Source organism: Bifidobacterium sp. LH_413 (genome assembly GCF_056357015.1).
Genome location: NZ_JBKEVK010000001.1, coordinates 110,186 through 124,823, shown reverse-complemented (window position 1 = coordinate 124,823; position 14,638 = coordinate 110,186). Strand labels below are relative to the sequence as shown.

Sequence of the window (14,638 nt, the reverse complement as noted above, 5' to 3'; positions counted from 1 at the left end):
CGGTAACACATAATCTCCATATCGGCGGAAAATGGCCATTTTCCGCCACCGCACCATGGCGGATTTACCGCACCATGGGAGTTTGGACGTGCGAAAACGCACGAAACGCGAAAGCCCCGTCGCAATGACGGGGCTTTCTTTGGCGACCACGACCGGACTTGAACCGGCGACCTCCGCCGTGACAGGGCGGCGCTCTAACCAACTGAGCTACGCGGCCGTTTCGCACTTGCGCTGTGCAAGCACGAGTAGATATATTACCGATATCCGCGACCCATGCAACTCTCGGCGTGTCGCGCTTGCGATTCCTCAGCGGCACCCCGCGCCCATCACCGAAAAACCCAGTGATTCCAAGCGGTTTCAAACAGTCCAAAACATTCCGGAGCTCCCCTACCCCAGCACCATCTTCACCGCGACCGCAACACCCAACATCACCAGGAATCCGACGACCACCAGCGTGTACCACAGCATCAGGCGGCGTTCGCGCTTCGCCCGGACCATATCCAATCCCCATCCTTCGGAAGGGATCTGCGCTTCGGCGCGGGCGCGGCGCGCGACGTCCTCGTCGATGGCGGCGCGCGCGTCGGCGACGACCACATGGTCCGGCAGCGCCATCCGCGCGATCGGCGTCACCGCGCGCGACAGACTCCCCGCGAGCACGACCACCGACGTATACGCCGCACAGGCCGCGACGCCGCGCGAAAGCAACCCCACGACCGCCAACCCGGCCAATCCGTACGCGAACAACACCCATTGCATGCGTCGCAGCGTGCGGATGCACCGCTCGGTCGGATGAAACCGGAACATCACGCACCACGCGCCGACGGCGACCAACGGCACGCACGCCAACGCGACGGCGAGCGGAAAACCGTCCATGCCGGCGTCCGCGAACACGCCCGATACGCTCAACGCCACGTCGACGCCAAGGAACAGCATGGCCGCGACAAGCTGGATCACACCGATCGCGAGCACGCGCCGACGTTCCAACGACGGGCGCACCGGCGGCTGCGTCCACCACAAGTCGACCGTCCCCAACCGCGGGCCGCGACGCAGGTACGCGGCGGCCACGCGGTCGCCGTCCTCCGCGTCGCGGATCAGGGCGGCCGCACGCCGCCAACCGACCACATACGTCAACGCGCCCACGCCGGCGACGAACGCACCGAACGCGAGCCATGGATAGACGCGGCCGAACACGGTCACGCCCGAGCCGGCGCGGTCCACGCCCGCCGCGACCGCGCACGCCAGCAGCGCGAGGAACGCCGCCGACCAGATTGACGCCTTGACACGGATGCGTCGCAGCGCCGCACGGTCGGCGGGCGTCACCGCACCGCCATCGTTCCGCGCGCCATCGCCGCCGAATCCTTCATCCATGCCTTCATCATCGCATCGGCTCCGCCGGGCCCGACGTCACGCGACATGAACAGTCGATGAACGCGCGAAACGCCACGCACGAAACGCCACGCACCAGACCACACGAAACGCGCGAAACTCACGCCTCGACCAGCTCCGGCGGGCGGCGCGTGGAGAAACGGAACATGAGCGCGGCGAGCACGGCCCCGCACACGGCCATGCCGGCGAGCGGCCACATGCTCGACGCGAAGCCGAGCAGATACGATGCGGCGGCCGGGGCGCCGGAGCGTGCGGCGGCGGCCGAGAACTCGGTGATCAGCGCGCTCGCGACGGCGGTGCCGATCGCGCCGGCGAGCTGCTGGACCGTGTTCATCACGGCGGAACCGTCCGCGTTGAGCCGCGCGGGCAGCTGGTTGAGCGCGTGCGTCTGGTCGGGCACGAGCACGAATCCGGAGCATGCCATGAACAGCGCGTAGGCGACGGCCACCGCGACCACGTTGCGGTAGGCGACGATGATCGCCGCGTCCATCACGGTGACGCCGAGGAACCCGCACAGGATGAATTTCGGCGGGAAATGGCCCTTCAGCGCGCCGCCGATCATCGGCGCGGCGATCGCGCCGACCACCGCGCCGGGCAGGAGGATCAGCGCGGCGACGAGCGAGCCGAATCCGAAGCCGCGCTGCAGCAGGATCGGCAGCATGAAGTTGAGGCCGAGCACGCCGCCCGAGGCCATGAGCAGGATGAGCATGCCGAGCGTGAACCCGGGGTAGCCGAACACGCGCACCTCGACGAGCGGACGGCCCATCCTCAGCTGCGCGGCGGCGAACACGGCGAGCACGGCGACGGCACCGGCGAGCGTCGCCCAGAACCGCCAGTCGCCGTTCCATGCGGCGAAGAAGCTGACCGCGACAATCAGGCCCGCGAGTCCGAGCGCGACCAGCAGCAGCGACGGCACGCTGATGCGCGCCTGCTCCGCGTCGCCCGGATGCCGGATCTCCGGCACGGTGGCGACGCCGAGCGCGAAGGAGACCACGAGGAACGGCAGCATCGCGTAGAAGATCCAATGCCAGTCGAGCCATTCCATCACGACGCCGCCGAACACCGGGCCGATGGCGGGCGCGGCGCAGGTGACGAGGCTCACGATGCCGAGCATCGCGCCACGCTGTTCGAGCGGCGCCTTCTCCAGGATGATGGTGGTGATGAGCGGCAGGGAGATGCCGGTGCCGAGCGCCATGACGAGACGCGCGGCGAGCAGCATCGGGAAGCTCGCGGCGAGCGCGCCGATCAGCGTGCCGAGCGTGAAGATCGCGACGGCGACGACGAACAGCGTCTTCGTGGCGAACCGGCGCACCATGAACGGCGAGCTCGGAATCGCGACGGACAACAGCAGCAGGTAACCGGTGGTGAGCCATTGCACGGTGGACGCGTCGATCGCGAACTCGGCCATCAGCGTCGAATAGGCGATGTTGAGCGACGTTTCGGACAGGATGCCGAGGAACGTGAGGATGGCGAGCGCGACGACGGTGACGACGAGCTTCGGCGCGACGGGCCGTTTGGCGGCGTCCGTAGCGCCGCCGCCGTCACGGCCGGTTCGCGCGGATTCCACCGACTCCCCCGCGCGTGCCGCCCGTGCGTTCTGGGTGTCGTGTCCGTTCATGCGACCGTGCCTCCGTTCCCGTCATGACCATGATTGTTGCATATCAAACAATGTCATCGTACGGGCGAATGTTACGCGAAACGCACCTTGCCGGCCAGCACCGCGACCACGCACTGCGCGGCGGCGAGCGCGGTGAACAGGACGAGCGGCGCGACCCATGCGCCGGATAGTTCGGCCAGCGTGCCGAAGGCGAGCGGGCCGACGGAGGCGACCAGATAGCCGAGTGACTGCGCCATGCCGGACAATGCGACCGTGTCGGCCGGGGTGCGGCCGCGCAGGGCGATCAGCGTGAGCGCGACGACCAGCGACGCGCCCTGCCCCATGCCGCCGATCACGCTCCACAGCATCGACGCCGCGGGTGCCAGCAGCCAGCCGCATCCGGCGACGACCATCGGCACGCTGGCGACGAGCGCCGCGCATACCTGGTTGCCGCGCACGTGCATCAGCGCGGGGATCAGGAGGCCGGAGAGGATGCCGAGCGATTGGAAGACGAACAGTTGGACGCCGGCCTGCGATTCGGAGAATCCGGCGGCCGCGGCGAGCGAGGGCAGCCAGTTCGACATCGTGTAGAACGCTGCCGACTGCAATCCCATGAACAGCGTCACCCACCACGTCATCGGGCGTCGCCACAGCGGACGTGCGTCCGTGGCGACGGCGACGGCGGCGTCCGTGACGGTACCGGCGGTACCGGCGATACCGGCGATACCGGCGGTGACGGTCGCGGCGGAACCGGCGGTGCCGCCGTTCCCGCTTCCCCGCGACCCGCGCGCCACGCGGATCGACCACAATGCGGCGACGACGAGCGGCGGCACGGCCCAGACGGCGAGCGCCGGCCGCCAGCCGCCGAGCGCGGCGGCGAGCGGCGCGGCGGTGAGACCGGCGATGGCGGAGCCGGCGGTGATGCAGCCGGAGTACACGCCCGTGGCGACGGCGATATGACGGGCGTAGTCGCGTTTCGCGATGACCGGCACGAGCACGTTGCCGGCGGCGATGCCCGCGCCGACGGCGAACGTGCCCAGCCACACGCCGGCGGGACCGCCGAACGACCGGACGAGGTCGCCGGCGGCGAGGACGAGCAGCGCGGCGAGGACGGTGCCATCCGCGCCGAGACGTCGTTCCACGAACCGGACCAGCGGGCTGATGGCGGCGAACGCCCACAGCGGCATCGCGCCGAGCACGCCGAGCACGCTCTCGCCCCAGCCGAGATCGTCGCCGATGCGCGTCAACACCGGCCCGACGCCGGCGATCGCGGGACGCAGGTTCAGCGCCACCAGGAAGATGAGGGCCGCCAGCAGGGCGGGGGTCGCCTTCGCGGCGTCCGTCGGGCGGATTGCCGGTGGCGCGGGATTCGCGGTGCTCATCGGGCGGCGAGCACGGCGTCGATCACGGTGGCGACGCCGCGGTCGTTGTTGCTCGGGGCGATCCAGCCGGCGTGGGCGCGCATGTGCTCCTCGGCGTTCGCCACCACGTAGCCGTGGCCGGCGGCTTCGAGCATCTGGATGTCGTTGTAGGTGTCGCCGAGCGCGCAGGCGTCCTCGAGCCGCACGCCGAGGTGTTCGCACAGGCGGGCGAGGCCGGTGCCCTTGTCGACGCCGGGATTCATCATGTCGATCCACATCTTGCCGGCGTTCGTCACCGTGTAGCGGTCGGACCAGGCGTCGCGGTAGGTCTCGCGGTACACCTCCTCGGAGTCGTTGCCGGGGAAGAACACCGTGTACTTGTTGACGTCGGCGTCGAGCGTCGTGATGTCGTCCATGTACACGATCTTCTTGTAGAACGTGCGGAAGTAGTCGTCGTACTTCCTGTCGCACGAACGGATGAAGCACGCCTCGAGACCGCAGACGGTGGGGCATCCGCGGCCGTCGGCGAGCGTGAAGTCGATCAGCCGGCGGTACTCCTCGACGGGGATGAGGCTCTCGTAGACGAGTTCGCCGCGGCAGTAGATCGCGGCGCCGTTGTCGGACATCAACGCCATGTGGTCCGCGAGATCGGGGAACATCTCGGCCAGCGTGTAGTTCGGGCGGCCGCTCGCCGCGCAGAACGTGAGTCCGGCGGCGTCCAGCGCGAGGATGCGCTCGGCCATGCGCGGCGGCATCGTGCCGTCGTCGGCGAGCAGCGTGCAGTCCATGTCGCTGGCGACGACCCTGATGTCCTTCAGCCCGGCGTCTTCGGTGAAATCGGGCAGGTTCTGCGGATTCTGCGGCATGTGCGCCACTCCTTCGTCTCTCGTCTCTCGCTCGTCCCGGACGTTCCGCGAGCGGACGTCCGTGTTTCGACCCGCACCACTGTAGCGCAGGGCGGCCATGATAAACGCCGGCATTCCAGCCCTTCCGATAGCATGGTGGGCGGTGGTTCGGCCCGTATCCGACCAGCATGCGGACATCCTGCGTCCGCATCATACGCGGATATCATGCGGGCGGGCCAGACAGACTGGAAACGGCTGGAATTCGACCTTACTTAAGGAGAAGCTGCAACCAATGGCAGAATTCGTGTATCAGATGATCAAGGCGCGCAAGGCGTTCGGCGACCGCGTCATCCTCGACGACGTGACCCTGAGCTTCCTGCCGGGCGCGAAGATCGGCGTGGTGGGCCCGAACGGCATGGGCAAGTCCACGCTGCTCAAGATCATGGCCGGCCTTGAGACCGTGTCCAACGGCGAGGCCACGCTCACCCCCGGCTTCACGGTCGGCATCCTGCAGCAGGAGCCGCCGCTGGACGACACGAAGACCGTGGGCGAGAACATCAAGATGGCGTTCGGCGACATCGCGCAGAAGGTCGACCGTTTCAACAAGATCGGCGAGGAGATGGCCGATCCGGACGCCGACTTCGACGCCCTCATGGAGGAGATGGGCAAGCTCCAGACCGAGATCGACGCCGCGAACGGCTGGGACCTCGACTCGCAGCTCGACCAGGCGATGGACGCCCTGCAGTGCCCCGACCCGGACACCCCGGTGAACGTGTGCTCCGGTGGCGAGCGCCGCCGCGTGGCCCTGTGCAAGCTTCTGCTCGAAGCCCCCGACCTGCTGCTGCTCGACGAGCCCACCAACCACCTCGACGCCGAGTCGATCCTGTGGCTGGAGCAGTTCCTGCACCAGTACAAGGGCGCCGTCATCGCCGTCACCCACGACCGTTACTTCATGGACAACGTGGCCGAGTGGATCTGCGAGGTGGACCGCGGCCACCTGTACCCGTACAAGGGCAACTACTCCACGTACCTTGAGACCAAGGCGAAGCGTATGGAGATCCAGGGCGCGAAGGACGCGAAGCTCGCCAAGCGCCTGAAGAACGAGCTCGACTGGGTGCGCTCCTCGCCGAAGGCCCGTCAGGCCAAGAACAAGGCCCGTCTGGAGCGTTACGACCAGATGGAGCAGGAGGCGCGCAACAACAAGAAGCTCGACTTCTCCGAGATCCAGATCCCGGCCGGCCCGCGCCTGGGCTCCACGGTGCTCGAGGCGAAGCACATCCACAAGGCGTTCGGCGACCGCGTGCTCATCGACGACCTGTCCTTCACGCTGCCGCGCAACGGCATCGTCGGCGTGATCGGCCCGAACGGCGTCGGCAAGTCCACGCTGTTCAAGACGATCGTCGGCCTCGAGCCGCTGACCAGCGGCGAGCTCAAGATCGGCGACACGGTGAAGATCAGCTACGTCGACCAGAACCGCGCCGGCCTCGATCCGAACAAGAACCTGTGGGAGGCGGTCTCCGGCGGCCTCGACTTCATCGAGGTGGCGGGCGTCGAGGTGCCGACCCGCGCCTACGTGGCGAGCTTCGGCTTCAAGGGCTCCGACCAGCAGAAGCTGACCGGCGTGCTCTCCGGCGGCGAGCGCAACCGACTCAACCTGGCGCTGACCCTGAAGCAGGGCGGCAACCTGCTGCTGCTCGACGAGCCCACGAACGACCTCGACGTCGAGACGCTGGAATCGCTCGAGAACGCGCTGCTCGGCTTCCCGGGCTGCGCCGTCGTGATCTCCCACGACCGTTGGTTCCTCGACCGCGTCGCCACGCACATCCTCGCGTGGGAGGGCGATGACGAGAACCCGGCCAAGTGGTACTGGTTCGAAGGCAACTTCCAGGCCTACCAGGAGAACCGCGTCGCCCGCCTCGGCGAGGACGCGGCCCGCCCGCACCGCCTGCACCGCAAGCTGACGCGCGTCTGAGCATCAGTCCTCATTCGGCCCCCTCTGACGAGGGGGCTGTCGAACGCAGTGAGACTGGGGGAGAGATAGCTGGAACGTAACGGTTCCCGCTATCTCTCCCCCAGTCCGCTACCGCGGACAGCCCCCTCGTCAGAGGGGGCCAAGTCGTAGCGGGCGAGGGTGCCTTATTCGTATGCGGGCCATAACCCGCCGTTCACACGGCTCACATGCTCGTTACAATCGTCTCTGGTGCCAGTAACGACCGACCGTTACAGTCGAGGCATCACATAATCGAACATCGAACACGACAATCTAGGGAGACGAGCATGACCGACGACACCATCACACCGCTGGAACATCTGGTGAAGGTGCTCAAACTGGGCAAGCCCTCCGACTACCGCAACCACACGTACGTGAACGGCGAAAGCCTCTACTTCCCCACCGGCCGCGTGTACGGCGGCCAGGTAATCGCCCAGTCGCTGATGGCGGCCGCGAAGACCGTGGCGCCGAACCGTCTGCCGCATTCGATTCACGGCTATTTCATCGCGCCCGGCGACATCCGCCAGGATCTGCTGTTCGACGTGGAGAAGCTGCGCGACGGACGTTCGTTCTCGGCGCGGCGCGTGAACGTCACGCAGGCCGAGGGATCGATCCTCACCGCGATCGCCTCGTTCCAGGTGACCGGACAGGAGGGCGTGGAGTTCGCCGACCCGATGCCGGCCGACCTGCCCGACCCGGAATCGCTCACCAGCGCGAAGGAGCTGATGGCGCCGTACGCCGGCAGGTCGCCGTTCGCGAACTACTACGCGGAGAAGTCGCCGTTCGACATCCGCCATATCACGCCGACGATCATGCTCGGACCGGACAAGGAGTCCGCGGCCGCCGACTCCGGCAGGCAGATGGTGTGGATGAGGGCCGACGGCGAGGTCGAGGCGCCGCAGCTCATGCATCGTGCGATGCTGGCGCTCGGCTGCGACCAGGTGATGATGGAGCCGGTGCTGCGTCGCGCCGGACTGTCGATCTCCACGCCGGGCATCGCCTATGCGTCGATCGACCATTCGATGTGGTGGTACCGCGACGTGGACATCTGCCAGTGGCACCTGTACGTGCAGGACACGCCGACCGCCGCGCACGGCCGCGGACTCGGCACGGCGAAGGTGTATTCGCAGGACGGCGAGCTGGTCGCCGCCATCGCCCAGGAGGCGATGATTCGCGTGCCGCGCGGGTGATGACTCGGTGCCGTGGCGTTGCCTCCCTCTGACGAGGGAGGTGTCATCGCGAAGCGATGACGGAGGGAGAGAAGAGAGAAGAAGAGCGGCCGTAGGCCGCGGGGAAATCGAATCGGCTTTCGGCCGATGCCGTATCTCCCGCGGCCTGCGGCCGCTCCTGTCTCTCCCTCAGTCGCGGCTATGCCGCGACAGCTCCCTCGTCAGAGGGAGCTGAAGTGAGGCTTACGCTTCGCGAGAGGCGCTCGCCGCGGCGTAGGCGGCGAGGGCGCGCGGGGCGTGGAAGCCCTGCTTCTCGAACTCGTCGGCGATCTTCTGGGCGACCTCCTGGGAGCGGCCCTTGTCGACGAGCGCGATGATGGAGCCGCCGAAGCCGCCGCCGGTCATGCGGGCGCCGTAGGCGCCGTTGTGGCGGGCCACGTCCACGGCCACGTCGAGCTCCGGCACGGTGACCTCGTAGTCCGCGGCGAGCGAATCGTGGGACGCGTTGAACAGGCGTCCGGCGGATTCGATGTCGCCCTGGGCGAAGGCGCGCACGAAGGAGCGCACGCGTTCGATCTCGGTGACGACGTGGCGCACGCGCTTCTTCATCGTCTCGTCGGGCAGCGCGTCGAGCGTTTCCTTGAGAGCCTGGAGCTGGTCGTCGGCCTTGGAGATGCCGTCGGCGGCGACGCGCAGGTTGGCGACGCCGAGGATCTTCGCGGCCTCCTCGCAGGTGGCGCGGCGCTGGGCGTACTGGCCGTCGTTGAGCTGGTGCGGGGCCTGGGTGTCGACGACGAGCAGCTCGAGGCCGTACTTGTCGAGATCGAACTCCTGCTGGGAGACGTTCTCCAGCGGGGTGAGCTCCGGGCGGCAGTCGAGCAGCAACGCATGGCCGGGCGTGCAGCGCATCGAGGCGTTCTGGTCGAGGCCGCCGGTGGAGGCGCCGGCCATCTCGTTCTCGGACTTGATGGCGGCGTTGATGAGGGTGACGCGGCCGGCGTCGGAGTCGCCGTAGCCGAGACCGTACACGTCGTCGAGGGCGAGCGCAGTCGAGCAGGTCATCGCGGCGGAGGAGCTCAGACCGGAGCCCAGCGGCACGCAGGAGACGAACGCGGCGTCAAAGCCCTTCACCTTGGAGAAGCCGGCCTCGCGCAGCGCCCACGCCACGCCCACCGGGTAGGCGGCCCAGCCGTCCACGCCGCGGGCCTTGAGCCCGTCGAGATCGGCCTCGGCGACCTTGTCCGGGGAGATGGACGAGACGACGCGCACCTTGGTGTCCTCGCGCGGCTTGAGCGCGATGAACGTGCGCTGCGGCAGCGCGATCGGCAGGCACAGGCCCGCGTTGTAGTCGGTGTGCTCGCCGATCAGGTTGACGCGGCCCGGAGCGGCCCACACGCCTTCCGGCGCGAAGCCGTAGGTGTCGACGAACAGTTTCGTCGCCTCGGAGACGCCCTCCTCATGGGAGATCGGCTCGATGAATTCAACAGCAGCCATTGGTGTTTTATCCTTCCTTGGTTTTGTGGAACATCCTTGTTGAGAAGACGGCGTCAGTCGGCGATGTCGACGTCGCCGAGCTCGTGGAAGCGCTTCGCGATGAGCTCCGGGGTCGTGTCGGAGATCCAGGCGGCCATGCCGGATTCGGAGCCGGCGAGATACTTGATCTTGTTGGCGGCGCGGCGGAACGAGAAGAACTGCAGGTTGAGGCGGTAGTTCTCGCGGCGCGGATCGTGAATCGGGGCCTGGTGCCAGGCGGCGATGTACGGCAGGTCCATGCCCTTGCCGTCGCCCTTGTCGAAGAACGCGTTGCCGCGCTTGAGCAGGTGCGAGTACATGGAGGCGAGGTCCCAGCGCTCCTGGTCGTCGAGCTGGTCGATGGTGAGCACGTCGCGCACCGGCGCCACATGCACCTCGAGGGGCCAGCGGGCGGCGGCCGGCACGTAGGCGACCCAGCTGTGGTTGCGCATGATGACGCGCTCCTTGGCTTCGAGCTCGGCGTTCATCAGGTCCTTGAGCAGGTTGCCGCCGGTCTTCTCGTGGTAGGCCTCGGTGTGCTTGAGCTCCTGCTCCATCTTCGGGGCGATGAACGGGTAGCAGTAGACCTGGCCGTGCGGGTGGGCGAGGGAGACGCCGATCTCGGCGCCGTGGTTCTCGAACGGGAAGATCTGCTCGATGCCGTCCATCTTCGAGATCTCGGCGGTGCGGAACGCCCACGCCTCGACGACGGTGCGCAGACGGCTCACCGGCAGGTCGGCGGGCAGGCCGTGCTCGTTCGGGTCGAAGCAGATGACCTCGCAGCGGCCGGCGGCCATCTTCTTCTCCCACAGCGGATTGCCGTCCACGTAGGTGACGTCCTCGGAGCGGCCGGGCACGCGCACCATCGACGGGAAGCGGTTCTCGAACACGACGACGTTGTAGTCGGTGTCCGGCACCTCGCCGTCCTGGTACGGGTCGCCGGGCTTGCGGGCGGCCAGCGGGTTGCCCTTGGCGGTGGCGCCGGGGCCGGCGGTGATCGGGCGGTTCATGCGCGCGGTCGCCATCGGGATCCAATCGCCGGTCAGCGGGTCGCGGCGCATCTCGGGGGCCGCGTACGGCACCTCCTCGCCGGCGGCGTTCAGCTGGTTGGCGAAACGGTAGGCGAGATGACGCGGGTCCTTGAGCTCGCGGGTCTTCGCGCCGGAGACGTATTCCGGATCGTCGTCGAGGTAGAAGAAGTCACGTCCGTCGGCGAGCGTCGTCGGCGTGATGCGGATGTGCTCCTTCGCGTACGCACCCGGCTCGTAGGCTGCGAATTCGGTCATGGTTATTCCTGCTCACTTTCCTGTACGGGCTCGGTCTGTTCGGCCAGCACGAGCTCCTTGACCAGTTCCTTCGTTTTGGCGGCGGTATCGGGGTCGAGACCGTCGTCGGTGATGACCGTGTCCACCTGGTCGAACCGCGCGAACAGCGACAGCGATGTGCAGCTCCACTTGGTGTGGTCGGTCAAGATGATGGTGCGATCGGCGATGTCCATCATCGCCATATCGGTGGCGGCCTCCAGCGAATTGGGCATGAGGAAGCCGCGGGGAATCGACACGGAATGCGTGCCGAGGAAGACGGTGTTGACGCGCAGCGAGGCGACGACCTTGTCGGCGATCGGGCCGACGAGCGAGTTCGATCGGGTGATGACGCCGCCGGTGACGATCACCTCCACATCCTTCGATTCGAGGGCCTGCACGAGTTCGGCGACCGGGATCGAATTGGTGAGGATGGTGACGCCCGCGGCCTGCTGGCTTTCCAGCAGATGCTGTGCGAAGACGTAGGCGGTGGTGCCGCCGCCGATGGCGATCACGTCGCCGGGGGCCACGTATTTGACGGCCTCCTGCGCGATCGCGTCCTTGAGCCCGATGTCCATCTGCGACTTTACGGAGAACAACGGCTCGCTCAGCAGCGTGCTGGTGGTGACTGCGCCGCCGTGGACCCGCTTGAGGAGCCCTTTGTCGGCGAGTTCGGCGATATCGCGGCGGATGGTCATCGCGGAAACGCCGAGTTCCTTGCTGAGTGCCGTGATGCGCACGGCACCCCGGGTACGAAGCCTGCTCAGTATCAGGTGTTGACGTTGTGACGATATCATATGAACATTATCGCACACAATCACCCATAGTTCAAACCGAGTTGTGCGTTTCGCGTACCCTTTTTGTAGTTTTGCAAACGTTAGCGAACAAAAAACAACATAGGCGCGATTGCCTATCGGAATTCTCCGGACGGTTTCCGGGTATCTCTCCCCCACCCGGCTCCGCCGGGAGCCCCCTCGTCAGAGGGGGCCGGAGACACAATCACTCGGCGTCGACGCCGACGGCTTCGGAGACGGACGAGAACCCGTCGCGGCGCAGCAGCTCGGCGAGGCCGCGCTTCAGGACCGTGATCTGCTGGGGGCCGCGGTACATGAGCGACGAGATGAACATGACCAGGTCGGTGCCGGCGCGGATCTTCGCATACGCCTGTTCGGGCGTAAACACGCCGCCGATGCCGGCGATCGCGAACCGGTCGCCGTACTCGCGGCGCACACGCGCGACCAGCGCCGTGCTGGCGTCCGTGCACGGGCCGCCGGACAGGCCGCCCTCCCACTCGTGCGGGATGGCGAGGCCGGCGCGGTCCTTGTTGAGGTTGGCGAGCGAGACGCCCTGCACGTTGTGCTCGGCGAGCACGTCGAGCAGGTCGCGGAATTCCTCCCACGGCTTGTTGAGCGGCAACTTGACGAGCGTCGGCTGCGGGCGGTCGATCGCGTCAAGCGCGGTGAACAGCTTGTCGAGCGCCTCGGGCGAGGCGGTGAACGGCTCGCCCACATGCGTGTTCGGGCAGGACACGTTCACTTCGACCATCGCGGTGCGGCCGGCGGCGCGGCGCATCGAGACGCAGTAGTCCTCGATGCCCTCGTCGAGGTCGCCGCACAGCGCGTCGTTCGTGCGCGCGATCGAAACGGACACCTGCATGTCGTGCGCGTGCGTCCACGCCTTCTCCGCACGGTCGATGACCTTGTCGGAGCCGATATTCGCGAGGCCCACGTGCACCATCATCGAATCGTATTCGGGCAGACGGTGGAACCACGGCTTCGGGTTGCCCGGGCACGGGCGGGACGTGGTGGAGCCGACCGTCTCGAATCCGAAGCCGGCGTTGTCGAGCAGCACCGGCATGTCGCAGTTCTTGTCGAGTCCGGCGGACAGGCCGAACGGGTTCGCGAAGTCGACGCCCATCACCGTGGTCTCGAGGATCGGATCGGTGTAGTCGAGCATCGTGCGCTCCGCCCACAGCAGCGGCGGGATGTGCTTGACCACGCGGCAGAACGCGATCATGCGGTCGTGCGCCTCGTCCGGCGGCACGTTGAAGACGAAATTGGGTTTGATGACGTGCTTGTAGCCGAAGGTGAACAGGTCGCAGGTCGCCTTGTTGACCGCGTCATGCCAGAAGCTGTCCGAAACGTAACTCATGGGCACCCAGTCTAGTCAATCAGTAGGCGCCGCGCACGTACTGGGGCTGGTAAGGGGCCTCGGTGACGGGCACGCCGAGTTTGGCGGCGGCGCGCAGCGGCCAGTACGGGTCGCGCAGCGCGGCGCGGCCGATCTCGACCGCGTCGGCCTTGCCCTTGGCGAGCACCTTCTCCGCCTGCTTCGGCTTGGTGATGAGTCCGACCGCGGTGACCGGTACCTCGGCGCGCTTGCGCACCTGCGCGGAGAACGGCACCTGGTAGTCGGGCTTGACCGGGACCGTCACGCCGGCGACGATGCCGCCGGTGGACACGTCGACCAGGTCCACGCCGTGCGCCTTGAGGATCTGCGCGAGCGCGACCGTCTGGTCGAGGTCCCAGCCGCCCGCCGCCCAGTCGGTGGCGGAGACGCGCACGAGCAGCGGCATGTCGTCCGGGATCACGCCGCGGATCGCGTCGGCGACCTCCAGCAGGAAGCGGATGCGCCCCTCGAAGCCGCCGCCGTATTCGTCGTCGCGTTCGTTGCTCAGCGGGTCGAGGAACTGCGAGATCAGGTAGCCGTGGGCGGCGTGGATCTCGATCGCCTGGAATCCGGCGGCCACGGCGCGACCGGCCGCCGCGGCGAACGCGCCGACCAGTCCGTGGATCTCGTCGATGCTCAGCGCGCGCGGCGTCGCGTAGCCGCCGAACGGGATGGCGCTCGGCGCGACAGTCTGCCAGCCGCCGGCCTCACCGGGCACGGTCTCGTGCTCGTAGCCGACGGTGAACGAGCCGGTCGACCCCTTGCGTCCCGCGTGATTGAGCTGGATGGCGGCCACGGCACCCGTCGCCTTGATGCCTTCGACGATCCACTTCCACGAGTCGATCTGCCAGTCGGCCCACAGGCCCACGTCATTCGGCGAGATGCGGCCTTCGGGCGCGACGGCGGTCGCCTCGGCGATGATCATGCCGAAGCCGCCCATCGCGCGCGACACGTAGTGCTGGTAGTGGAACGGCGTCGGTCGGCCGTCCTGCGCGAACGCCGAGTAGGTGTCCATCGGCGGCAGCCAGATGCGGTTGCGGATGGTCAGGCCGCGCAGCGTCATCGGCCGGAACAGCAGCGGGCCGGCGTCCTTGGCGGGGCTCTCCCCCGTCAGAGGCGTGCCGGTCTTGCCCGTTTTGCCCGGTTTCGTCGCCTTGCCTGCGGCCTTGCCCGATTTCACCGATTTCGCGGACTTCGCCGTTTTCGAGGATTTCGCGGCCTTGCCCGGTTTCCCGGACTTGCCTTTGCCTCCCGCCTCGACGGTGTTCGTCACGTCGAGGCCGCGGAAGTCGAATCCGCTCGGACCTT

General features: G+C 67.5%; 11 protein-coding genes and 1 tRNA gene. 2 read left to right on the top strand and 10 right to left on the bottom strand.

Annotation, left to right across the window (positions count from 1 at the left end):
* Positions 1-140: 140 nt before the first annotated feature.
* The 5 genes from AC1AYN_RS00420 to AC1AYN_RS00400 all read right to left on the bottom strand — a co-directional run bounded on the left by AC1AYN_RS00420 (position 141) and on the right by AC1AYN_RS00400 (position 5,210).
* Positions 141-217: transfer RNA gene (locus AC1AYN_RS00420), tRNA-Asp, on the bottom strand.
* Between the two features lie 170 nt (positions 218-387).
* Positions 388-1,368 carry a hypothetical protein gene (locus AC1AYN_RS00415; RefSeq protein WP_476531404.1) on the bottom strand — a complete coding sequence of 327 codons (981 nt, stop codon included), beginning with the start codon at positions 1,366-1,368 and terminating at the stop codon, positions 388-390.
* A gap of 118 nt (positions 1,369-1,486) precedes the next feature.
* A complete protein-coding gene (locus AC1AYN_RS00410) occupies positions 1,487-3,004 on the bottom strand; it encodes a DHA2 family efflux MFS transporter permease subunit (RefSeq protein WP_476531402.1) in 1,518 nt (505 codons plus the stop codon).
* 71 nt (positions 3,005-3,075) lie between these two features.
* A complete protein-coding gene (locus tag AC1AYN_RS00405) occupies positions 3,076-4,365 on the bottom strand; it encodes an MFS transporter (RefSeq protein ID WP_476531400.1) in 1,290 nt (429 codons plus the stop codon).
* Positions 4,362-5,210 (bottom strand): HAD family hydrolase, encoded by an 849-nt coding sequence (locus AC1AYN_RS00400; protein WP_476502534.1) that lies wholly within the window; start codon positions 5,208-5,210, stop codon positions 4,362-4,364. The genes AC1AYN_RS00405 and AC1AYN_RS00400 overlap by 4 nt, the downstream gene beginning before the upstream one ends.
* Positions 5,211-5,481: 271 nt before the next feature.
* On the opposite strand from AC1AYN_RS00400, the gene ettA reads away from it, so the two are divergent.
* Positions 5,482-7,161 carry an energy-dependent translational throttle protein EttA gene (gene ettA, locus AC1AYN_RS00395; RefSeq protein WP_476531398.1) on the top strand — a complete coding sequence of 560 codons (1,680 nt, stop codon included), beginning with the start codon at positions 5,482-5,484 and terminating at the stop codon, positions 7,159-7,161.
* Positions 7,162-7,466: 305 nt separating this feature from the next.
* On the top strand, positions 7,467-8,369 hold the full coding sequence (locus AC1AYN_RS00390; protein ID WP_476503125.1) for an acyl-CoA thioesterase: 903 nt from the start codon (positions 7,467-7,469) through the stop codon (positions 8,367-8,369).
* A gap of 222 nt (positions 8,370-8,591) precedes the next feature.
* Here the strand turns inward: AC1AYN_RS00390 and galK are convergent, their stop codons facing one another.
* The 5 genes from galK to AC1AYN_RS00365 all read right to left on the bottom strand — a co-directional run bounded on the left by galK (position 8,592) and on the right by AC1AYN_RS00365 (position 14,393).
* A complete protein-coding gene (galK, locus tag AC1AYN_RS00385; protein ID WP_476531396.1) occupies positions 8,592-9,842 on the bottom strand; it encodes a galactokinase in 1,251 nt (416 codons plus the stop codon).
* A gap of 53 nt (positions 9,843-9,895) precedes the next feature.
* Entirely contained in the window at positions 9,896-11,146 is a 1,251-nt protein-coding gene (gene galT / locus AC1AYN_RS00380) for a galactose-1-phosphate uridylyltransferase (RefSeq protein WP_476531395.1), read from the bottom strand.
* A 2-nt stretch (positions 11,147-11,148) separates the two neighbouring features.
* On the bottom strand, positions 11,149-11,958 hold the full coding sequence (locus AC1AYN_RS00375; RefSeq protein ID WP_476503122.1) for a DeoR/GlpR family DNA-binding transcription regulator: 810 nt from the start codon (positions 11,956-11,958) through the stop codon (positions 11,149-11,151).
* A 202-nt stretch (positions 11,959-12,160) separates the two neighbouring features.
* On the bottom strand, positions 12,161-13,312 hold the full coding sequence (locus tag AC1AYN_RS00370) for a quinone-dependent dihydroorotate dehydrogenase (RefSeq protein WP_476531393.1): 1,152 nt from the start codon (positions 13,310-13,312) through the stop codon (positions 12,161-12,163).
* A 19-nt stretch (positions 13,313-13,331) separates the two neighbouring features.
* Entirely contained in the window at positions 13,332-14,393 is a 1,062-nt protein-coding gene (locus tag AC1AYN_RS00365; protein WP_476532286.1) for an NADH:flavin oxidoreductase/NADH oxidase, read from the bottom strand.
* Positions 14,394-14,638 lie beyond the last annotated feature (245 nt).

Coding starts and splice junctions, on each gene's coding strand:
- AC1AYN_RS00415 (WP_476531404.1), bottom strand. CDS start 1,368: ATGGATGAAGGATTCGGCGGCGATGGCGCGCGGAACGATGGCGGTGCG.
- AC1AYN_RS00410 (WP_476531402.1), bottom strand. CDS start 3,004: ATGAACGGACACGACACCCAGAACGCACGGGCGGCACGCGCGGGGGAG.
- AC1AYN_RS00405 (WP_476531400.1), bottom strand. CDS start 4,365: ATGAGCACCGCGAATCCCGCGCCACCGGCAATCCGCCCGACGGACGCC.
- AC1AYN_RS00400 (WP_476502534.1), bottom strand. CDS start 5,210: ATGCCGCAGAATCCGCAGAACCTGCCCGATTTCACCGAAGACGCCGGG.
- ettA (WP_476531398.1), top strand. CDS start 5,482: ATGGCAGAATTCGTGTATCAGATGATCAAGGCGCGCAAGGCGTTCGGC.
- AC1AYN_RS00390 (WP_476503125.1), top strand. CDS start 7,467: ATGACCGACGACACCATCACACCGCTGGAACATCTGGTGAAGGTGCTC.
- galK (WP_476531396.1), bottom strand. CDS start 9,842: ATGGCTGCTGTTGAATTCATCGAGCCGATCTCCCATGAGGAGGGCGTC.
- galT (WP_476531395.1), bottom strand. CDS start 11,146: ATGACCGAATTCGCAGCCTACGAGCCGGGTGCGTACGCGAAGGAGCAC.
- AC1AYN_RS00375 (WP_476503122.1), bottom strand. CDS start 11,958: ATGATATCGTCACAACGTCAACACCTGATACTGAGCAGGCTTCGTACC.
- AC1AYN_RS00370 (WP_476531393.1), bottom strand. CDS start 13,312: ATGAGTTACGTTTCGGACAGCTTCTGGCATGACGCGGTCAACAAGGCG.
- AC1AYN_RS00365 (WP_476532286.1), bottom strand. CDS start 14,393: ATGACGCTGCGCGGCCTGACCATCCGCAACCGCATCTGGCTGCCGCCG.